The sequence below is a fragment of the Niveispirillum sp. KHB5.9 genome (assembly GCF_048066115.1).
GTDB lineage: Bacteria > Pseudomonadota > Alphaproteobacteria > Azospirillales > Azospirillaceae > Niveispirillum.
This window is the reverse complement of record NZ_JBLTYX010000006.1, coordinates 108,738-129,510: the sequence shown is the minus strand read 5'-3', so window position 1 is coordinate 129,510 and position 20,773 is coordinate 108,738. Positions and strand designations below refer to the sequence as shown.

Annotated in this window: 18 protein-coding genes; 11 read left to right on the top strand and 7 right to left on the bottom strand. The window is 65.1% G+C overall.

Going from position 1 to position 20,773, the window contains the following annotated elements; translation table 11 throughout:
* The first annotated feature begins 2 nt into the window (after positions 1-2).
* Complete coding sequence (locus ACM9HJ_RS12690; RefSeq protein WP_416572100.1) at positions 3-1,175, top strand: DUF4331 family protein; 1,173 nt, start codon at positions 3-5, stop codon at positions 1,173-1,175.
* A gap of 86 nt (positions 1,176-1,261) precedes the next feature.
* Positions 1,262-1,618 (top strand): group III truncated hemoglobin, encoded by a 357-nt coding sequence (locus ACM9HJ_RS12685; protein WP_416572099.1) that lies wholly within the window; start codon positions 1,262-1,264, stop codon positions 1,616-1,618.
* Between the two features lie 144 nt (positions 1,619-1,762).
* Here the strand turns inward: ACM9HJ_RS12685 and ACM9HJ_RS12680 are convergent, their stop codons facing one another.
* Entirely contained in the window at positions 1,763-3,046 is a 1,284-nt protein-coding gene (locus ACM9HJ_RS12680) for an FAD-dependent oxidoreductase (protein WP_416572098.1), read from the bottom strand.
* Between the two features lie 201 nt (positions 3,047-3,247).
* A complete protein-coding gene (gene ssb, locus ACM9HJ_RS12675; RefSeq protein WP_416572097.1) occupies positions 3,248-3,814 on the bottom strand; it encodes a single-stranded DNA-binding protein in 567 nt (188 codons plus the stop codon).
* A 182-nt stretch (positions 3,815-3,996) separates the two neighbouring features.
* On the opposite strand from ssb, the gene ACM9HJ_RS12670 reads away from it, so the two are divergent.
* A complete protein-coding gene (locus tag ACM9HJ_RS12670; RefSeq protein WP_416572096.1) occupies positions 3,997-4,362 on the top strand; it encodes an MmcQ/YjbR family DNA-binding protein in 366 nt (121 codons plus the stop codon).
* 105 nt (positions 4,363-4,467) lie between these two features.
* A complete protein-coding gene (uvrA, locus tag ACM9HJ_RS12665) occupies positions 4,468-7,317 on the top strand; it encodes an excinuclease ABC subunit UvrA (protein ID WP_416572095.1) in 2,850 nt (949 codons plus the stop codon).
* Between the two features lie 421 nt (positions 7,318-7,738).
* Here uvrA and ACM9HJ_RS12660 read toward each other — a convergent pair whose 3' ends face one another.
* The gene (locus tag ACM9HJ_RS12660; RefSeq protein ID WP_416572094.1) at positions 7,739-8,002 is read right to left on the bottom strand and encodes a hypothetical protein; all 264 of its coding nucleotides are present in this window, start codon (positions 8,000-8,002) and stop codon (positions 7,739-7,741) included.
* Positions 8,003-8,126: 124 nt separating this feature from the next.
* Between ACM9HJ_RS12660 and ACM9HJ_RS12655 the strand changes: the two genes are divergently transcribed.
* On the top strand, positions 8,127-8,525 hold the full coding sequence (locus ACM9HJ_RS12655; RefSeq protein WP_416572093.1) for a hypothetical protein: 399 nt from the start codon (positions 8,127-8,129) through the stop codon (positions 8,523-8,525).
* 39 nt (positions 8,526-8,564) lie between these two features.
* Here ACM9HJ_RS12655 and ACM9HJ_RS12650 read toward each other — a convergent pair whose 3' ends face one another.
* A complete protein-coding gene (locus ACM9HJ_RS12650; RefSeq protein WP_416572092.1) occupies positions 8,565-8,738 on the bottom strand; it encodes a DUF4169 family protein in 174 nt (57 codons plus the stop codon).
* 80 nt (positions 8,739-8,818) lie between these two features.
* Here ACM9HJ_RS12650 and ACM9HJ_RS12645 point away from each other — a divergent pair, with 80 nt between their 5' ends.
* The 3 genes from ACM9HJ_RS12645 (at position 8,819) to ACM9HJ_RS12635 (ending at position 14,134) form a co-directional block, all read left to right on the top strand.
* Entirely contained in the window at positions 8,819-12,037 is a 3,219-nt protein-coding gene (locus ACM9HJ_RS12645; protein WP_416572091.1) for an AsmA family protein, read from the top strand.
* Between the two features lie 66 nt (positions 12,038-12,103).
* Positions 12,104-12,886, top strand: coding sequence for a 3-hydroxybutyrate dehydrogenase (locus ACM9HJ_RS12640; protein ID WP_416572090.1), 783 nt, complete (start codon positions 12,104-12,106; stop codon positions 12,884-12,886).
* A gap of 207 nt (positions 12,887-13,093) precedes the next feature.
* The gene (locus ACM9HJ_RS12635) at positions 13,094-14,134 is read left to right on the top strand and encodes a patatin-like phospholipase family protein (RefSeq protein ID WP_416572089.1); all 1,041 of its coding nucleotides are present in this window, start codon (positions 13,094-13,096) and stop codon (positions 14,132-14,134) included.
* Between the two features lie 3 nt (positions 14,135-14,137).
* Here the strand turns inward: ACM9HJ_RS12635 and surE are convergent, their stop codons facing one another.
* On the bottom strand, positions 14,138-14,902 hold the full coding sequence (gene surE, locus ACM9HJ_RS12630) for a 5'/3'-nucleotidase SurE (protein ID WP_416572088.1): 765 nt from the start codon (positions 14,900-14,902) through the stop codon (positions 14,138-14,140).
* 85 nt (positions 14,903-14,987) lie between these two features.
* On the opposite strand from surE, the gene ACM9HJ_RS12625 reads away from it, so the two are divergent.
* The 3 genes from ACM9HJ_RS12625 (at position 14,988) to ACM9HJ_RS12615 (ending at position 19,473) form a co-directional block, all read left to right on the top strand.
* The gene (locus ACM9HJ_RS12625; protein ID WP_416572087.1) at positions 14,988-15,320 is read left to right on the top strand and encodes a DUF1491 family protein; all 333 of its coding nucleotides are present in this window, start codon (positions 14,988-14,990) and stop codon (positions 15,318-15,320) included.
* Positions 15,321-15,414: 94 nt separating this feature from the next.
* The gene (locus ACM9HJ_RS12620) at positions 15,415-17,562 is read left to right on the top strand and encodes a TonB-dependent receptor (RefSeq protein ID WP_416572086.1); all 2,148 of its coding nucleotides are present in this window, start codon (positions 15,415-15,417) and stop codon (positions 17,560-17,562) included.
* Positions 17,563-17,817: 255 nt separating this feature from the next.
* Positions 17,818-19,473: a pectate lyase gene (locus tag ACM9HJ_RS12615; protein WP_416572085.1), complete on the top strand. Its 1,656-nt coding sequence runs from the start codon at positions 17,818-17,820 to the stop codon at positions 19,471-19,473.
* 3 nt (positions 19,474-19,476) lie between these two features.
* On the opposite strand, the gene ACM9HJ_RS12610 is transcribed toward ACM9HJ_RS12615, so the two are convergent.
* Entirely contained in the window at positions 19,477-19,974 is a 498-nt protein-coding gene (locus ACM9HJ_RS12610; protein WP_416572084.1) for a hypothetical protein, read from the bottom strand.
* A 273-nt stretch (positions 19,975-20,247) separates the two neighbouring features.
* A complete protein-coding gene (locus tag ACM9HJ_RS12605; protein WP_416572083.1) occupies positions 20,248-20,745 on the bottom strand; it encodes a DUF192 domain-containing protein in 498 nt (165 codons plus the stop codon).
* Positions 20,746-20,773: the final 28 nt, after the last annotated feature.

Here is a 20,773-nt window from a genome sequence, read left to right as displayed (position 1 = left end):
CTATGCCCCGCATCCTGCAATGGCTCGCCCTGTCGCTGCTCCTGGCCCCGGCGGCCCAGGCCTCCGATCATCTCGACACGCCTTCTGTGATCGCCGATCCCCGCACCGATATCGGCGACCTTTTCGCCTGGATGTCACCGGACGCCAAACGGCTGAACCTGGTCATGGCCATTGTCGGCCACGGCTTTTCCGACACGGTCACCTACGAATTCCATATCGACAGCGGCCGCCGTTTTGGCACCACCCATCGGTCGACCAGCATCACCTGCCGTTTCCCGCAGCCGGATACGGTGGATTGCAAGCTGGGCCGCGATCGGGTGGCGGGGAATGCCGGCGTGGAACAGGGCCTGACCTCCCGCAAAGGCCTGTTCCGCGTCTTCGCTGGCCTGAGGGATGACCCGTTCTTCAACAATGTCGTCGGCACCCGCAACGCTTATCAGGCGGCTTTGGCTGCGCTGAAGGCCGGCACGCCGGTCGATGCCGGCCAATGCCCCGCCTTCGACACCAAAACCGTGGCGGAAATCCGCGACCGCTGGCGTCATGTCAATGACGGCCCGGCCTCGAACTTCCTGAAGGGCTGGACGCCCGCCTCCCTGGTCGTGTCCGTCGATATCGCCACCATCAATCAAGGCGGCTCCAATCTCGCCGTCTGGGCCACCACCGGCACGGACGAACGCTGGATCGACCGCATGGGCCGTCCCCTGACCGGTAATGCCCTGCTGGGCACCCTGGCCGGGGCGGAGGTGAGCAATCGGATGAAGGAAGAATACAACGCCGCCAAACCTGCCGAATGGCAGGGATTCGCGCCGGAGATCGCCCGCAATCTGGGCCTCTATGACGGGTTTGACGGCATCTGCGGCAACGGCTTCCTGGCCGATCGCGAGGCCGCCCCCGCCCGGCGTTACGACGCAACGGCCGCCCTGCTGGCCGACGACCGGCTATGGATCAACGCCGAGAGCGGCCAATGCCGGCACTTCGCCGCCGTCGAGCTGGCAGCGGTTGGCGGACGGGAAGACCTCGCCGGCGATTGCGGCGGCCGCACGCCCAATGTCGATGCCGTCGATATCTATCGTTCCCTGCTGGTCAATGGCACCGAGAACGGCATCGATGACGGTGTCGACCAGGATGAGAAGCCCCATTCCGACAGCGCCTTCCCCTTCCTGGCTCGCCCGTGACAAAAGGCGCAACCCATAAAGATGCATTTGCTTTGCCTCTTTATGGGTTGCAGCCCATCTTATGGCCGTAGCTTACGAGGATCGCCATGGATGACGCGCAACTGACCCGGCTGGTGGCAGCCTTTTACGCCAAGATACGGCAGGACCCGGACCTGGGCCCCGTCTTCAACGACATCATCACGGACTGGGACCACCACCTGAAGCTGCTGGCCGATTTCTGGTCGTCGGTGATGCTGACCAGCGGGCGGTATAAGGGCAACCCGATGGCCGCCCATCTGCGCCACCGCGACCAGCTGACCCCGGCCCGGTTCGAACGCTGGCTGGCCCTGTGGCAGGAAACGGCACACGAGGTGCTGTCACCCGACGATGCCGCCGCCGTCCGCGCCACCGCCGGCCGCATCGCCCGCAGCCTGCAGATGGGCATCCAATATATAGCGGCTTAGAGCGGTTTACGGGTGACCGTAAACCGCTCCGGCGGCGACCGCCGGCGCGCCCGCCCATGGGGGCGTAAGCCAAGCCGCGCATGCGGTGCCGGCGATTGAGGAACACGAAACGTTAGGCCTGTTTCCGGTCAGCCGGAAACAGGCCTAGCCGTGGGGACGGTGGGACGCAAATGCCAGGCGCGGCTCGATCGTACCTGTCCCCGACACCAGTCCGGCGACATGGCGGCCCATCGCGGGCCCATGCTTGAAGCCATGGCCGCTGCCGCCACCGACGATCCAGGCATTGGCCCAGGCCGGATGCCGGTCAATCAACAGATCGCCATTGTCACTGTTCTCATACTGGCAGACCCTGGCTTCGGCGAGCGGTCGCCTGGCCAGGCCCGGAAAGCGGCGTGCCAGATAATCCCGCACGTCCTGCAGCGCCTGGTCGTCGATCCGCCTGTCCATCACATCGGGATCGATGGCCGGGCCGTGCCTATCAAGCGCGATCTTGAAACCGCGGGATTCGATATCGGGGAACCCGTAATGCAGGTCCTTGCTGCCCGCATCCACCCAGGCCGGCAGATGCGCCCCATCGAACCGCGCGTCACCCGGTTCCGGTGCGAAGAAGAACACGTCCTGGCGTGTCGGCACGATCCTGGACCCCACGACATCGGGAAACAGCTTGGGCAACCACGGGCCGCAGGCGAAGACGAACTGATCGGCGCGCACCCTCTCCCCACCGCTGCCGGTGATCGCCTCCAGTGCCCCGCCGGTCGCTTGCGGCGGATCGATGGCGCATTGCCGGTAAAAACCGCCGGCCCGCACGAACTCACCCACCAGCGCCTGCACGCTGCGCCTGGCCATCAGTGCGCCCATGCCGGGCTGCAGAACCCCTACCATCACCCCGTCGAACCCGATCTGGGGCCAGCGTCGGGCCATATCTGAAACGGCAATCTTCTCGATCGCGATGCCCAGCGACCGCTGCAGGGCGATGCTGCGGTCGATCCCGGCACTGTCCTGCGGATAGAGATACAGCGCGCCGACCGGATGAAAGATCGGGCTTTCATGGCGTTGTGACAGGGCCTGCCATTCGGCCAGCGATTCCCAGGCCCAGCGCGTGTAGAGCGGATCACCGGCATATTCCGTACGGATCAGCCGCGTCTCCCCGCCCGACGATGCCCGCGTATGCGCCGGCCCCCAGGCATCGACCAGCAGCACTTTCCGGCCAAGGCGCTGCAGGTTCCAGGCGGTCCAGGCGCCGAAGACACCGGCGCCGACCACGACGACGTCCCATCCGCCTCCGCTGCGCGCCGGCGCCGATGCTTTTCCGGCCATGGTGCCGGACAAGGTGCCCACTGTCGCCATGCCCCCGATCATGGACCGCCGCGAAACCGGCGTCCCGAACCGGACGGAATGCGCCCCATCCCCATTGCCCAGATCAGCCATTCGCCACTCCCTCAAGAACAGGCCGGCCCTATGTTCCGATCGGCAATAGGAACGCGTGTCGCCCCGCCTCCGCCATGGGGGCGGCGGGTAACGGAAAAGGTATTCGGGTAACCCGCCCCGGAGGGCGGATGAAGATACAAAAAGGGCGGGACTCTCTGGGGAAACCCGCCCTTTTCTCACACATATGCTTCCGACCGCTGATCAGAACGGGATTTCGTCGTCCAGGTCGGCCGCCGGGCTGGGACGGCCACCGCCGCCACCGGAACCGCCGCGCGACCCGCCACCCCGGCTGCCGCTGCTGCTGCCCCCACCGTAATCGCCGCCACCACCGCCATAGGAGGCACCGCCCCCACCACTATAGCCGCCGCCGTAATCGCCGCCGCCGCCATAATCGCCACCGCCACCGCCGCCGCCTTCACGGCCATCCAGCAGCGTCAGCTCGCCACGGAACTGGCGCAGCACGACCTCGGTCGTATAGCGCTCCTGCCCCTGCTGGTCCTGCCACTTGCGGGTCTCAAGCTGGCCTTCGACATAAACCTTGCTGCCCTTCTTCAGGAAGCGTTCGGCGATACCGACCAGGTTTTCATTGAAGATGACGACGCTGTGCCACTGCGTGCGCTCCTGGCGCTCGCCCGTGCCGCGATCCTTCCAGGTCTCCGACGTGGCGATGCGCAGGGTGCACACCTTGCCGCCGTTCTGAAGCGACCGGACCTCCGGCTCCTTGCCCAGGTTGCCGATCAGGATGACCTTGTTGACGCTGCCCGCCATTGTGTCGCTCTTTCGCAAAAGGGTTCGACGGCGGAAGCCCTCAGCCCCGCCGGAATGGCCCGCAGCCTACACGCTGCCCGCTTCCCGTTTCTACAAGTTTAAAGGGAACAATACAAGAACATTGCATTCCCCTTCCGGACAGGGCATTGTCTGCCCCGTCCCATGACCAACCGGACGCGGCCATGAATGACCAGCCCTTCGCCGATGCCGAACAGGCGTTGAGAACCCATGCCCTTTCCCTGCCCGAAGCGGCGGAGGAATTCCCCTGGGGTGAACGCGTCATCAAGGTGCGGGGCAAGATCTTCATCTTCCTGAACCATTACCAGGGTGCCTTGCGCATCTCCCTGAAACTGCCGCATTCCCGCGACTTCGCGCTGGACATGCCCGGCGCCAGCCCCACCGGCTATGGCCTGGGCAAGGCCGGCTGGGTGACGTTCCGGTTCGAGGCGGGGGACGCAGCTGTGGATGTGGAACGGTTCCACCACTGGATGCTGGAAAGCTACCGTGCCGTGGCGCCCAAGCGCCTGTCGGCCCAGCTTCCGGCATAAGGCCCCCGCGCCAACGCGCCCTTTTCAAACCGGCGGCAACGCCTATCCTATTCGCACCGCAGCACGCATCCGCCCCACGGGCCAGAAAGCCGAAGACAGACCGCGATGAACAAGCATATTTCCGTCCGTGGCGCCCGCGAACATAACCTGAAGAATGTCGATGTCGATCTGCCGCGCGACAGTCTGGTGGTGATCACCGGCCTGTCGGGCTCCGGCAAATCCTCCCTGGCCTTCGACACGATCTATGCCGAGGGGCAGCGGCGCTATGTGGAAAGCCTGTCGGCCTATGCGCGCCAGTTCCTGGAACTGATGCAGAAGCCCGATGTCGACAGCATCGAGGGCCTGTCGCCCGCCATCTCCATCGAACAGAAGACCACCAGCCGCAATCCCCGCTCCACCGTCGGCACGGTGACGGAGATTTACGATTATATGCGTCTGCTGTTCGCGCGCATCGGCATCCCCTATTCGCCGGCCACCGGCCTGCCCATCGAAAGCCAGACGGTCAGCCAGATGGTCGACCGCATCATGGCGATGCCCGCCGACACCCGCCTCTACCTCCTGGCCCCCATCGCGCGCGGCAAGAAGGGGGAGTTCAAGAAGGAACTGGCGGAGCTGCGCAAGCGCGGCTTCCAGCGCGTGAAGATCAATGGCGAGATGTATGAGATCGAGGATGCGCCCACCCTCGACAAGAAGCTGAAGCATGATATCGAGGTGGTGGTCGACCGGCTGAAGATCCAGCCCGACCTGGGCAACCGCCTGGCCGATTCGATCGAGACGGGCCTGGAACTGTCCGACGGGCTGATCTTCACGGAGAATGCCGATAACGGTGAGCGCACCGTGTTCTCCGCCAAGTTCGCCTGCCCGGTCAGCGGCTTCACGATCGAGGAGGTGGAGCCCCGCCTGTTCTCCTTCAACAACCCGTTCGGCGCCTGCCCGGCCTGCGACGGGCTGGGATCGAAGCATTATTTCGACCCGATGCTGGTGGTCCCGGATGAACGGCTGAGCCTGAAGGAAGGCGCCATCGCCCCCTGGGCCGGTTCCACCTCGCAATATTACCTCCAGACCCTGGAAAGCATCTGCGCCCATTATGGCGCGGACATCAAGAAGCCCTGGGACAAGCTGGGCGAGGATGTGCGCAACTGCATCCTGTTCGGCTCGGGCAAGACGCCCATCACCATGCGCTATGATGACGGTTTGCGGTCGTATGAGACCAAGAAGCCGTTCGAGGGCGTGGTCAATAATCTCCAGCGCCGCTGGAAGGAGACGGAAAGCGCCCTGGTGCGCGAGGAACTGTCCAAGTACCAGTCGTCGCAGCCGTGCGAAGCCTGCAATGGGGCGCGTTTGAAGCCGGAGGCCCTGGCCGTCAAGGTGCGCGGCATGAACATCGCGGAGATCAGCCGCATGTCCATCCGCCAAGCCGGCGAATGGTTCCTGGACCTGGACCCTCACCTGACGCAGAAGCAGCGCGACATCGCCGTGCGCATCCTGAAGGAGATCAACGAGCGGCTGGGCTTCCTCAACAATGTCGGGCTGGAATATCTGGCCATGGACCGCGCGTCGGGCACCCTGTCGGGTGGCGAGAGCCAGCGCATCCGTCTGGCGTCACAGATCGGTTCGGGCCTGACCGGCGTGCTCTATGTGCTGGACGAACCGTCGATCGGCCTGCACCAGCGCGACAATGACCGGCTGCTGGCCACGCTGAAGCGCCTGCGCGACATCGGCAACACCGTCATCGTCGTCGAACATGACGAGGATGCCATCCGCATCGCCGATTATCTGGTCGATATGGGGCCGGGTGCCGGTGTGCATGGCGGCACGGTGGTGGCCCAGGGCACCCCGGCGGAGGTGATGGCCCATCCCGACAGCCTGACGGCGCAATACCTGTCCGGCCGCCGCCGCATCGAAATCCCGGCCGTGCGCCGCCCCGGCCATCCGGGACAGTTCCTGGAGGTCACGGGCTGCCGTACCAACAATCTGCGTAATGTCACGGCCAAGGTGCCGCTGGGCACCTTCACCTGCGTCACCGGCGTGTCGGGCGGCGGCAAATCCACCCTGGTGGTGGAGACGATGTACAAGGCCCTGGCCAAGCGCCTGATGGGTGCGCGCGAGCATCCGGGCGACCATGACGCCATCCATGGGCTGGAGAATATCGACAAGGTCATCGATATCGACCAGTCACCCATCGGCCGCACGCCGCGGTCGAACCCCGCCACCTATACCGGCTGCTTCACCCCCATCCGCGACTGGTTCGCCGGATTGCCCGAATCCAAGGCCCGCGGCTATGGTCCCGGCCGGTTCAGCTTCAACGTCAAGGGCGGGCGGTGCGAGGCGTGCCAGGGCGACGGCGTCATCAAGATCGAGATGCATTTCCTGCCCGACGTCTATGTCACCTGCGACGTCTGCCACGGCCACCGCTATAACCGCGAGACGCTGGAGGTCCATTACAAGGGCAAGAGTATCGCCCAGGTGCTGGACATGACGGTGGAGGAAGGGGCGGAATTCTTCCGCGCCGTGCCGTCCATCCGCGACAAGCTGGAAACCCTGGACCGGGTGGGCCTGGGCTATATCAAGATCGGCCAGCCGGCCACGACCTTGTCGGGTGGCGAGGCGCAGCGCGTGAAGCTGGCCAAGGAGCTGTCCCGCCGCTCCACCGGCCGCACCATCTACATCCTGGACGAACCCACCACCGGCCTGCATTTCGAGGATGTGCGCAAGCTGCTGGAAGTGCTGCACGCCCTGGTCGACCAGGGCAACACGGTGCTGGTCATCGAGCACAATCTGGAGGTCATCAAGACCGCCGATTGGGTGATCGACATGGGGCCCGAAGGCGGCAATGGCGGCGGCGAGATCGTGGCCGCCGGCACGCCGGAAGCGGTGGCCAAGGCGGCAAGGAGCCATACGGGGCACTATCTGGCACCGTATCTGAAGGTGGCGAAGGCGCGGAAGGCGGGGTGAGGGAGGGTCAGGTGCGGCTGGTCGGCCTGGGCCGTGGCCGCAACGCCTGAACGGCCTCTCTTACCTTCTCGAACAACTTGGCCGGCACCTCGCCATATTCATACTGGCGGGGTGCATCCGGCCTTGGCCGCAAATCATAGCCGGGCCATTCCGTCACATTCATATCGTCGATGATGATCCGGGATCGCTCGGCATCAAGCCCGAGATGCTCCTTCACCTTCAACGGTATCTCAACGCCGCGTCCCGCCGACGGTTCGCTGTGGGTGATGGGCAGCAGGAGGCCCTCTTGGGATTGTCATCCCGAACGGAGAGGAGGCGGGCCGGCCTTTCCGGCCCGCCTCCTCTCCGCGCTCGAATTCATGGCGCCAGAGATAGGAGAAATGGATGACAAGGCCCGGCCGGGGTATCGGCAGCGCCATCGTCATTCTTCCATGAGACGATCCAGTGCCCGCGCCGCCGCCGATGGCTGCGCCCGGTCGATCTCATCCCACAATTCGTCGGGCAGCTCGGACGGGTGATAGGCCTTGCGCGCCGCCTTGGCCTGCCGCAGCAACTCCCCATCCTCCGGCGAGATATAATGGCCGACCACCTTGCCATAGCTGGTGACGGTCACCGTCTCGCGCTGCACCTGTCGCTGGATGGTGCCGAACTGGCGAACGAACTCGGCGGAAGTGACGGTTCCCATGGCACGCTCCGTTACGGATATTCTGTATCTTACGTAAATTCTGCATTTGGGACAAGTCGCAGATCAGATCTTGGGTTGATAGATGAAGCATCGCTTTTGCAATACCATATGCCGTGAGATACTGATGTTCGGAATGTTTCGGATTGAATTCAATAACCACGAAGTCATTGGAGTGGCGAAATTGTCTGACATTCATGAACAGGATTTCAGCGACATCAAGCTTCTGATTGATGTATTTCGTGCAAGTGGTCATCCTTTCCATATATTTGACGAAGATGGAACCTCTCTTAACGCGGAATTGGCTGTTATATGGCTCATGGATGGGAAAGTGGAGAACATGCATATAGTCATCGAGGATGGCGAAAGAGGAGTATTGAAAAAGTATTTAATAGAACGAATAAATTCAAAAAAATATAGATTATTTAAGAGATTTTCTTACAAAAACCCGTATCAAATGCTACCAGAATTTATACAAAATCCAGGGTATTTCTTTCGAAGTTTATTCAAGAATAAAAGCAGATAGCCAAATTTCAACCTGACCACACCATCATGACACCACCCTCTACTCCACCTTATGCCCCTCCAAATCCCTCTTCGCCTTCTCCTCCTCCGCCCGCCGCTTCTGCTTCTCCGCCTTGGTCTGCCCGAAGCGCACGCGGTTCTCCGCCGCCTGCACCGCGCGGTCGGCCTTGGCTTTCGCCTTGCGGGCGCGGTTGAGATTCACGATTTCGCCCATTTCATTCCCTATCCTGCCGGCCGCCGGTTCTATAGGTTAAGACCCTGGAAGGGCTGGATGGCAAGAGGGATGGGCAAGGCGTGAAGCGGATTGCGGTGACCCTGGGGCTGACGCTGGCCCTGCTGATTCTGGTCGTGCTGGTGGGGCCCGCCCTGGTGCCCTGGAACGAGTTCCGATCCCGCGTGGCCGATGGGCTGGCGGGGCTGACGGGCCGGCAGGTGGTCATCGATGGCGATCTGAACCTCACCCTGCTGCCCGTCCCCACCCTGACCGCCGGTAATGTCCGCCTGCTAGATGCGGGCGAGCCTCTGGCGCAGATCGGCAGTGTCGCCATGCGCGTGCGGCCCTGGCGGTTATTGCAGGGGCAGGTGCAGATCGAGAAGCTGGCCCTGGATGATGCCGAAATGCGCGCCATCCTGCCCGCCGACGGCCCTGCCCGCTGGCCCGTCACCCTGTCGGCCCTGGGTGGGTCGGTGCAGGTAGAGGGAATGTCGCTGACCGACGGATCGCTGGTGCTCGAACGGCCGGGCGGCGACATTGTCCGGCTGGCGGGATTGTCGGGCGAGATGTCGGCCGGCGGTCCCGACGGGCCGTTCGAACTGACGGCCGCCGGTGCCCTGGACGGCACGCCCACCCGCCTGACCCTGAACGCCGCTCGTCGCGCCGCCAATGGCGCCATGCCCATCCGCGCCATCCTGTCGCTGACCGACGCCAAGGCCGACTTGCGCTTTACCGGCACGCTGCCGCCCGCCGGTGGGGAGACCAAGCTGGAGGGCGATATCGTCCTGCAGGGCCCCGACGCCGCCCCCGTCCTGCGACTGGTTCAGCATCTGGCCGGCGCCGATCTGCCGGGGGAAGCGGCGGAGACCAAGGGTCCCGCCCTGGCCCTGCGCGGCCGGCTAACCCTGTCCAAATCCGCCATCGGCCTGGACGGGATCGAACTGCAATGGGGCGATAGCCGCGCCACCGGCAATGTCGAGCTGCCACGCGTGCCGGAGGGGACGGGCGCCATCACTCTGGCCTTCACCGCCCTGGACCTGGATCGGCTGGGTGCCGACCTGTCCGGCCTGCGCGACTGGCTGCCCAAGGAGACAGTGGCGCTGGACGTGCTGGCCGACCAGGGGCGCTGGCGCAGCGATATCCTGCGCGACCTGCGGCTGGTGGGCCGTCTGGGTGGCGGCGTGCTGGGCGATGGCGAACTGTCCGGCACCCTGCCCGGCGGCACCGCCATCATTCTGAAGGGCGCCGCCGATTTCAGCAGCGAACAGCCGGTGCTGGGCGCCGATCTGGACCTGAAATCCGACAGTCTGCGCGACACGCTGGCCTGGGCCGGCCTGCCCATGGACAGCGTGCCGCCCGAACGGCTGCGCCAGGCCAAGCTGACCGGCCGCCTGACCGGCAAGCTGCTGGATTTCGCCCTGACCGATGCCGTGGGCAGCCTGGACACCACCCAGTTCAAGGGCGCCTTCACCCTGTCGCGGCGCGACCGCACGGGGCTGGGTTTGCGCATCGAACTGGACCGGCTGGACCTGGATGCCTATCGCAAGCCCGACGCACCCGACCTGTGGCCCGTGCTGAAACCGCTGCTGGATGGTGTCGACCTGACGCTGGAGGGCAAGGCTGGGCAACTGGTGGCGCGCGGCCTGCCGGCGGATGGGCTGGAGGTCGATGCCGGCTGGACCGGCGGCGCCCTGACCCTGCGCAACGCCGCCGCCAGTGCCGTGGCCGGCATCAATGTCAAGGCCAGCGGCCATCTGTCGGACAAGGAGGGGGAAAGTTCCCACCTGACAATGACAGCGGCCGGCCCCACCCTGGCCCCACTGCTGCGCGCCCTGGGCCGGCCCGATCCGGTGTTGGCCGAACGGTTGGGCAAGGTGGCTTTGGAGGCACGGCTGGTCGGCGATGCCGCGCGGCTGGCCGTCGATATCCGCGCCGACGCCTTGGGGGGGGCCACCCAACTGGGCGGTTCCATCGGCAACCCCACGGCCAAGGGCGAGGCACAGCTGGACGTGAAGCTGCGCAGCAGCGTGCCCGACACCGCCAACCTGCTGCGCCTGGTGCTCAGCGACTGGCGCCCCGCCGGGCCGCTGGGCCCGCTTGACCTGTACGCTTCCGTCACCGGACCCATGGGCGGCACCCTGGCGCTGAACGAGATCCAGGGCCAGTTCGCCGGCCATAATATCAATGGCGGCCTGACCTGGGTGCCGGCCCCGGCCGACGGCGGGGCCGCTCGGCTGGACGGCAAGCTGTCGCTGTCCGTGCTGGATGGCGATCTTCTGATCCCCGCCCTGACCCGCGATGGGGGCGCCTGGGACCTGGGCTGGACGCGCAAACTCAATGGTGGGCTGGACCTGAATGTGCCGCAGCTAACGCTGGGCGGGGAGAAGCTGCAATCGACCACCCTGCCGCTGACCATCGGCAATGGCCTGATCCGGCTGGAGAATGCCACCGCCCGCTGGCAGGGCGGCGATGTCACCCTGACCGGTGCCCTGGAACAGACCGAAGCCTCGCCACTCGCCACCGACGGCGACAATACGGATGGGCCTGCGCCTCTGTCGGGCAACCTGACCCTGGGCGTGAAGGATGCCGCCCTGCCCGACTGGCTGTCCGGCCCGTCGCTGGGGCTGAAGGGTGGGCGGTTCGACCTGTCGCTGACGGGCACCGGTTCCGGCCCCACGCCCAAGGCGCTGCTGTCAGCCCTGGCCGGCGACGGCAAGGCGAGTTTGCGCGACGGCACCCTCACCGGGCTGGACCTTGCCGGCACGTCCAAGCGCCTGGCCGAAGGCGGGCCACGTGGCCCGACACTGCTGCGCACCGCGCTGCGTGCCAAGGGCGATACCAGCTTCGACACCATGGCCCTGTCCTTCACCTTGGGCGACCATGCCGCAGCCTTGAGCGGGATCGAGGCGGCGGGGCCGCTGGGCAAGGCCAATGGTGCCGGCCGCTGGGCCTGGCGTGACCGGATGCTTGACCTGTCGCTGACCCTGACCCCGTCCAGCCCGTCGGGCGCCCCCACCCTGGGCCTGCGGCTGGCCGGCCCCGACCAGTCGGCCGTGCGCACCCTGGACGTGGCCGCCGCCGATGCCTGGTTGGGCAAGCGGGAAACGGAACGGCTGGCCAAACAGGCCCGCGAGGAGGAAGCGGCGGAGGCCGCCCCGCCGCCGGCGCCCAAGGTGAAGCCTTCCACGCCCGTGGTCAAACAGGCGGCCAAGCCCGCACCCCAGAAACCCGCACCGGCGAAACCGGCCCCCGACAATGCAGTGCAGGGAATCCTCGACCGGCTGAAACGGACCCCTTGATTTAAGAGTCGAACAGGTATTCAAGTTCCAGCCAACTACCATGAACCCCAGGAAGCGAGTGCCATCATGTTGAAGGGTAAGGTCGCCATCATCACCGGCTCCACCAGCGGCATCGGCCTGGGCATCGCCCGCCGGCTGGCGGCATCGGGGGCCAACGTGGTCCTGAACGGCTTCGGCGACGCGGCCGAGATCGAGGCGGTGCGGGCCGGGATCGAGGCGGAATTCGCCGTCAAGGCGCTCTACTCCCCCGCCGACATGACCAAGCCGGACCAGATCAAGGGCATGGTCGATCTGGCCGTCACCACGCTGGGGTCGGCCGACATCCTGGTCAACAATGCCGGCATCCAGCACACGGCCCCGATCACCGAATTCCCCGCCGAACGCTGGGACAGTGTCATCGCCATCAACCTGTCGGCCGTGTTCCACGGCATGCAGGCGGCGCTGCCGCATATGCAGGCCAAGGGCTGGGGCCGCATCGTCAATATCGCGTCCGCCCATGGGCTGGTGGCCAGCGTCAACAAGGCCGCCTATGTCGCGGCCAAGCATGGCGTGCTGGGCGTCACCAAGGTGGCCGCACTGGAGAATGCCGAAAGCGGCATCACCGTCAACGCCATCTGCCCCGGCTGGGTGCTGACCCCGCTGGTGCAGAAGCAGATCGACGCCCTGGCCGCCCGCGAGGGGATCAGCATCGCCGAGGCACAGGTGAAGCTTCTGTCGGAAAAGCAGCCCTCCAAGCAGTTCACCACGCCCGAACAGCTGGGCGATCTCACCGTCTTCCTGTGCAGCGATGCCGCCGCGAACATCAAGGGCGCATCGCTGCCCGTCGATGGTGGCTGGACCGCGCAGTAACACCAGAACCCGGTACCGGGTTCTGGTATGGCGGCGACCGCCGCCGCGCCGCACATGCGGCGTAGCCAAGGCGCCGGATGGCGCCGCCGGCAATTGAGGCCCGGTGATCGCTTACGATCACCGGGAACACGTATAATTGTTGAATTCGAACGCCCGTTTGGATCAACCTGCGATCAGTCTTTCCCGCCTCCCCAGTCAAAGTGCATCATGACCCGATCCAAAACCGCCCCCCGTCCCCGCCTTGGTCTTGCATTGCAGGGGGGCGGGTCACATGGCGCCTTCACCTGGGGGGTGCTGGACCGGCTGCTGGAGCTTGACCGGCTGGATGTGGAGGCCATTTCCGGCACCTCGGCCGGCGCCATTAATGGTGCCCTGCTGTCCTATGGCTGGCTGACGGGCGGGCCGCAGGCGGCGCGCGACCTGCTGTACCGGTTCTGGCGGCGCGTCGCCAAGGCCAACGCCTTCGGCCCGATGTCGCCGTCATTTCTGACCCAGCTGACCGGCAATCCCAATGTCGAGGCGCACCCCGTCTATGCGGGGTTCGACCTGATGATCCGCATGATGTCGCCCTATCAGTTCAACCCGCTGGGGCTGAACCCGCTGGCCGATGTGCTGGAAGGGCTGATCGATTTCAAGGTGTTGCAGGATGCCGAGCAGATGCGCCTGTTCGTCAGCGCCACCAATGTGGCGCGCGGCCGGCTGCGACTGTTCCAGGGCAAGGATCTGTCGGTGGACTGCCTGCTGGCCACCGCCTGCCTGCCCTTCCTGTTCCAGGCGGTGCGCATCGACGGGGAGCATTACTGGGATGGCGGCTATATGGGCAATCCCGTGCTGGACCCGCTGATCAAGCAAACCGACACCAACGACATCCTGATCGTGCAGGTGACGCCGATCGAACGGCCGGAGGTGCCCAAGGCGCCCACCGCCATCGTCGATCGCATCAACGAGATCAGCTTCAATTCCACCTTCGTGCGTGAGTTGCGGTCGATCGAGCTGGTCAACCATCTGCTGGCCAAGGGTGCAATGACGCCGGAAGGTTCCGGCATGCGGCCCATCCGCCTGCACCGGATCGAGGCGGAGGAACGGATGGGCCATCTGGGCGTGTCCAGCAAGCTGAACGCCGATTGGGGCTTCCTGTCCGACCTGCGTGACACCGGCCGGGCGGCGGCCGATGAATGGCTGGACCGGCACGAGAAGGACCTGGGCAAGCGCAGCAGCTTTGAAACCGGGCCGCTGTTCGTGGGGTGAAGGCTACCCCTGCAACCTTGCCAATGCCGCCACATCCGTCATGTCGAACCCGATCGGCGTCACGCTGACCTCCCGTCGGCGCAGGGCCGCGACATCGGTGTCGTCGCCCCCCGGCCGGGCCGGCGAGCGGCGCATTGACAGCCAGTGATAGGGAAAGCCGCGCGTATCCTCCCGCGTGTCCACATCCAGCGCCATGGTGCCCGGTGGCCCCTGGCGGGTGACGCTGAGCCCCGTCACCTCTTCCGGTTCCACATCCGGAAAATTCACGTTCAACACGCTGGTGGGGGCGCCGAAGCGGCGGACCACGGCGTCCAGGCCGCTGATCGCCGTGTGCCAGCGGACATTGTTGCGGTCGCGCCAAGCCTGGCTGACGGCATAGGCGGGCACGCCCGACAGCTGCGCCATCAGCGCCGCACTGACCGTACCGGAATACCCGACCTCTTCCGCCAGGTTGGCGCCCCGATTGATGCCGGAGAATACGATATCCGGCGGATTGTCGCGCAGCACATGGCGCAGGGCCACGATGACACAGTCGCTGGGCGTGCCCGACACGGCATAGCGCCGGAAGCCACGATCGAACAGGCGCAGCGGCGCATGCAGGCTGAGTGCCCGCGACACGCCCGACTGGTCATGTTCCGGTGCCACGATCCACACTTCCCGCGCCAGCGGCGTCACCGCCTCCACCAGGGCCGCCAGGCCCGACGCATCCACGCCATCATCGTTGGTCAGCAGGGCGCGGTTGAACAGCGGGGCGTCCGGGGCTTGCATCGGGGCATCCAACATGGTCGTTAGGAACGGACCCCATTCAAATCGAACAAGCGTTTGAAGTCGAGCGCGAACTAGGATCATCCTCATGGAAGAACGCCTGCCCACCCATCTTTTCGTGCAATCCCATCTCTGGCGCCTGTCGGCGGCGGGTGTGCCGGCCTATGTGCTGCGCAAGGGAGAACGGGAAAGTGGGCTGATCCTGCTGAAGGTGACGGTGGGGTTCCAGGGCAGCCGCATGTTCAGCCAAGGCCGCGACATCAATGGCAAGCTGGGTTGGGTGCCGGGTGCCAATGGCGGCATGATCGACGAAATGGAGGCCCAGGCCTTCGTTGAACGCCACGTGAAGCGCGACCCCGACCTGTGGGTGATCGAGGTGGAGACACGCGACGGATCGAATCCGTTCGAGGCGAACACATAGCTGCCCACCGCCGGCTTTTCCTTGCACGGAAATAAGATTTCGTGAATTCAGGCGCGGAACCCAGACCGAACCCCAGACATTGGTTCCGCAACCCATGCACACATCCCACCGCTTTTACGCCCGTATTCTGTCCGCGACGACCGCCCTTGTGGCCCTGTCGCTTCCCGCATCGGCCGAAACGGCGCTAGACGAGATCGTCGTCACCGCCACCCGTCGTGCCACCCAAATCCGCGATGTCCCCGCCAGCGTGTCGCGCGTCGACCGCACGGATTTCGAGGCCAAGGCCACCCGTTTCATCGGGGAGGAACTGCGCGGCCTGCCCGGTCTGGTCGTGAAGACCAACGACCAGGGTACCTATACCGACATCACCATCCGCGGCGTGCCCAACCGCGTCCATAACGACACGATCACCATCCTCATGGATGGCGTGCCCTTCGTCACCGGCGATGACGAGGTGGATATGGAACAGCTGCCCTTCGGCGTGGTCGGACAGGTGGATGTCGTGCGCGGCCCCACCAGCGCCCTGTATGGGCGCGGCGCCATTGCCGGCACCATCAATTACATCACCCGCGAAGTGACGGATGATCCCATCGCCCAGGCCCAGGCGGGCATCGGCTCCCATGGCTGGTGGAACGCCGCCACCATGGTCCAGCGGGCCACGGGAGATGTCGGTGCCATCCTGATCTCCGCCCAGGCCCAGGGTTCCGACGGCTGGCGCGACCGCACCGACCGCAAGGAACAGACCCTGTTCGTGAAACAGCGCCTGGACCTGGGCGAGGCCACGACACTCAACCTAACCGGCACCTATGTGAACACCGAGCAGGGCCTGGCCGGCGAATTGCCGACCGATGCCAACGGCATCCCCATACCCCTACCCGGTGGGCGCAAAGGCAACTGGAACCAGGATGATGCCGGTTTCGACAAGCGCATGTGGACGGGCACGGCCGTCCTGACCAGTGACTGGACCGACAGCGTCACCGGCACCACCCGCCTTCATGCCCGCCACGCCAACACAGCCGGCCGCCAAGGCTTCTTCAATGCCTACGACCCCGCCGCCGGAACGGTGGATTTCACCGGCTTCCGGGTCGACGGTTCCACCGACACGTACTTCGCCGAACAGCAGGTCGACGCGCGCATCGACGACACCTGGCGCCTGCTGGCCGGCATCTCGGCCGAACAGGTCAACGCCTTCCATGTCGAGACCTGGACCGGGGAGTTCGATTTTGGGCCCCGCTTCTACACCCAGCGCCGTGACGCCCTGACCGGTGCCCATGTCGATGCCGACCTGTGGCAGTCCGACCATTTGCTGAACGCCAAGGCCCGCAACCGCACCCAGGCAGCATTCGCGCAGCTTGACGCGGATTGGGGCGAGCTGGCGGCCAGCGTCGGCGCCCGCCTGGACCGGTTCCAGCGCAAGGTGCATTACGGCCCCTCGGGCAGCGGCTACGGCCCCGACCCGGAAGTCACCGTGAAGGACAGTGACAGCCATCTCAGCCCCAAGGCCTCGCTGCGCTGGCGCATGACCGATCTGGTCACCGCCTATGCCAGCTTCGGTGAGGGGTTCAGCCCCGGTTTCGGCCCCATCTGGTCGTTCCGCAACCGCGATACCGACCTGAACCCGGAAATCGCCCGCAATATCGAAGCGGGCGTGAAGGGTCAGACGGTGGATGGCCGCTTCACGGCCAGCGTGACGGCCTATCAGCTCCGCCGCTCCGACCTGCTGCAACTGCTGCCCGTGGGCGGCTCCGCCCGCACCATCAACAGCGGCAAGCAGCGTTCGCGCGGGATCGAGCTGGAGGCCAGCGCCGATCTGGGTAATGGCACCGGCCTGAACCTGTCTTATGGCTATACGCAGGCCATCTGGACGGAAAACGCCTTCCTGGAACCCGACACCAACCGGCCGTTCGACTTCACCGGCAACGACGTGGCCGGCGTGCCGCGCCATGCCGGACGGGTGGAACTTGTGCAGGCGGTGGAAGCAGCATCCCTGACCTTGCGCACCTGGGCCGACATTTCCGGCGACTATGCCTATGATGGTGCGAACAGCCGCAAGGCCGGTGGCTACATGCTGGCCAATGCCGCCATCACCTGGACCGGCATGGAGGGGTTGGACCTGACGCTGACCAGCCGCAACCTGTTCGACCGCAAGGTCAATAATGTCGTGGCCAACAATGACGGCCCCTACGCCTATTACCCGCAACAGCCGTTGCAATGGGTGTTGTCGGGGACGGTAAGGTTCTGATCCAAAAGCCGTAGGTCAGGTCGAGGGGTAAAGCCCCGAGCCCTGACAGTGCAGGTACCAAGCCTTTACTGTCAGGGCTCGCCTTCGGCTCGACCTGACCTACGGTTCCTGCCGCAATCCATGCTCCAGGCAACCGGGACACTCAAATGACACCGGTAGCATGATGGCACTAGGAAACCGGTGTCATCTATGCTCTACTCTGCTCAATGGTGGCCGGAAGAGCCGCCGCTGGAGTGAAGCCCGGAGACACCCGAAATGCCTTTCGCCGCGTTCAAGCGCGCCCTGATCTGCGCCTGCCTTCCGCTGGTGCTGTCCCTGCCCACCCAGGCCCAGACGGCCACCGCCGCAGCGCCCGCCGCGCAGGAGGCGGCGCAGGCGCCCAGCCGTGACACCATCCTGGCCACCATGAAGCGGGCCAGCCGGTTCATGGTGGAGGAAGCGGCGGTGAATGGCGGCTTCGTCTGGCAGTACTTGCCCGACTTCTCCCGCCGCTGGGGGGAGCTGGAGGCCAGCCCGACCATGATCTGGGTGCAGCCGCCGGGCACGCCGACCATGGGCAACCTGTTCCTGGATGCCTGGCACGCCACGGGCGACGCCTGGTATCTGGACGCCGCCATGAAAACCGCCACCGCCCTGATCAAGGGCCAGCTGGAAAGCGGCGGCTGGAACTATGTGATCGACACGGCGGGACCGGAGGCGGAACAGCGCTGGTACGCCACCTATGGCAAGAACGCCTGGCGGATGGAGGAATTCCATCACTATTACGGCAACGGCACCTTCGATGATGCCGGCACGGCGGAGGCCACGCAGTTCCTGCTGCGCCTTTATCTGGAGAAGAAGGACAAGGGCATCAGGAAGGCCCTGGACAATGCCCTGGGCTTCATCCTGAAGGCGCAATACCCCAATGGCGGCTGGCCGCAACGTTTCCCGCTGGTCAAGGATGGCGGCGTCCATGGCCGCCCGGATTATACCGGCTACATCACCTTCAACGATGATGTGGCGGGCGAGAACCTGGAGGTTCTGGTCTTTGCCTATCAGACCTTGGGCGACAAGAAGCTGCTGGACCCGATCCGGCGCGGCATGGACATCTTCCTGGCCACCCAGCAACCGCAGCCGCAACCCGCCTGGGGCCTGCAGCACCGCACCACCGACCTGAAGCCGGCTGGTGCCCGCACATACGAGCCGGAGGGTTTCGCCACCCACACCACGGCCAACAATATCAAGCAGCTACTGAATTTCTACCGCCTGACCGGCGATGCGAAATATCTGGCGCGCGTGCCCGACGCTTTGGACTGGCTGGACAAGGTGCAGTCACCCGCCAACCTGCGCAGCCAGGGCCGCACCCACCCGACCTTCATCACCATCGGGGAGGGCAAGCCGCTCTACCTGCATCGCCGCGGCTCCAACGTCGTCAATGGCGAATATTACACCAGCGACAGCCCGAACGAGATCATCGCCCATTACGGCTCCTTCCGCTCCATTAATACCGAGGCGCTGCGCAAGGAATATAAGGAGTTGGCGGCCACGGCCGGCGAGGCGGTTTCCAAGGGCTCGCCCCTGCTGGCCAAGCCCGGCACCTATGCCCTGCCCCGCTATTTCACCCTGCGCGATGTTGATGTCTTCGACATGATGAAGAAGGACGGGGCGGAGAAGGTGGCCGATGGCGGCAAGCTGGCGGAACTGGTCGGCGGGCTGAACAATCGCGGCTATTGGCCGGTGATGCTGACCACCATTTCCAACCCCTATATCGGCGATGGCCCGGCCACGCCGGTGGGTGGCGAATATCGCGCGACCCGCGTCGGCGATACCAGCGACACCTCCCCCTACACTACGGACACGCCCGTGGAGGGTATCTCCACGGCGGCATACGTGAAGAATATGGGGGAATTGATCAAGGCGCTGGGGAAGTAACCGTCAGATATCCAGGTCCACCTGATGATCGTCGGGCGTGACGGTCTTCAGGGCCTGGATGTAGGAGGCGATCTTCACTGCCTGCTCGCTGTGCAGGGCCATCAGGCGCTCGATCTCCTGTCCAAGCTGGTTGGCATCCATGCCATCCACCAGCTTAAGCGGCGCCAGCTCCTCCGCCGATATCACATCGTCCGTCTGCACGGAGATGGTCTGATCGGGTACCGGCGGCTCGACGCTGTCGATGACGGGCGTTGCCGCCTCGACCAAAGGCGGTGCAGCCGGCGGGGGTCCTCGTTCCATGGGTGTCGGGGGCAGCGGCGGCCGCTCGGCAAAACGGTCCAGATTGCGGCGGATTCGCTGCTTCTGCCGTACCGACAGGTCGGGAAGGCTCTCCACCTCCTCCATCAGCAGGTCGAGCAGGCGATGGCGCAGGCTGCGGCCGCCCTTGCGGCGGTCCTGATCCCCCTGGCGACGGTCCCCCACCGGCTGAACGCCGGTCACCGCTCGGTCCCGGTTGGGCGGGGTCACCGGCTGCGGCAGATTCTGCAGAGGGGGCGTGTAGAGTACCATATTGTCACTCTACCACGCCGTATCCTCCTGGAAATGTGCGGGTTCGGGGTATCTCCGATAGTCAGTCGCCCGCCTGCCGCATGGTGCGCCAATCAGATCGCAGCGCCGTAGGTCAGGTCGAGGGGCAAAGCCCCGAGCCCTGACATAAAAGGCTTCAAGCGATACTGTCAGGGCTCGCCTGCGGCTCGACCTGACCTACGGAAATCAATTCGGCCGTTTGACACCGAAGGCCGGATGCAGCAGCCGGTCACCCGGCCGGATGCCCAGCCTGCCCGCCAGTCCGCCATTGATTTCCAGGACGGCAATGGCCGGCCCGGCGGATGGCAGCGGCGTCAGGTCATGCGGCTTGCCATGCTGGATGTTCAGGATATAGCCATTGGCATCGACGAAGATGATATCCAGCGGGATCAGCGTGTTCTTCATCCAGAAGGCCAGCTTGCCCTCCTGATCGTTCAGGAACAGCATCCCGCGCTCATCCTCCATCTTCTGGACGAACATCAGGCCGATTTCCTGCTGCCGCGGGGTCAGGGCCAGATCGACATTGAAGGTGTGGCGATGCCCGCCCTTGCTTTCCACGACCAGCGTATCGCGGTTCAGGCCCGTCTGCGGCCCCATCTGGGCGGCGGCATCGGGGATCATGGCCGGCAGCATAGCCGGCGACAGGGACAGCAGCAGGGCAAAGACCAGACGGCGCAGCAGCATGATGGTTCCCGAAAAGGGTGGCGCTGAT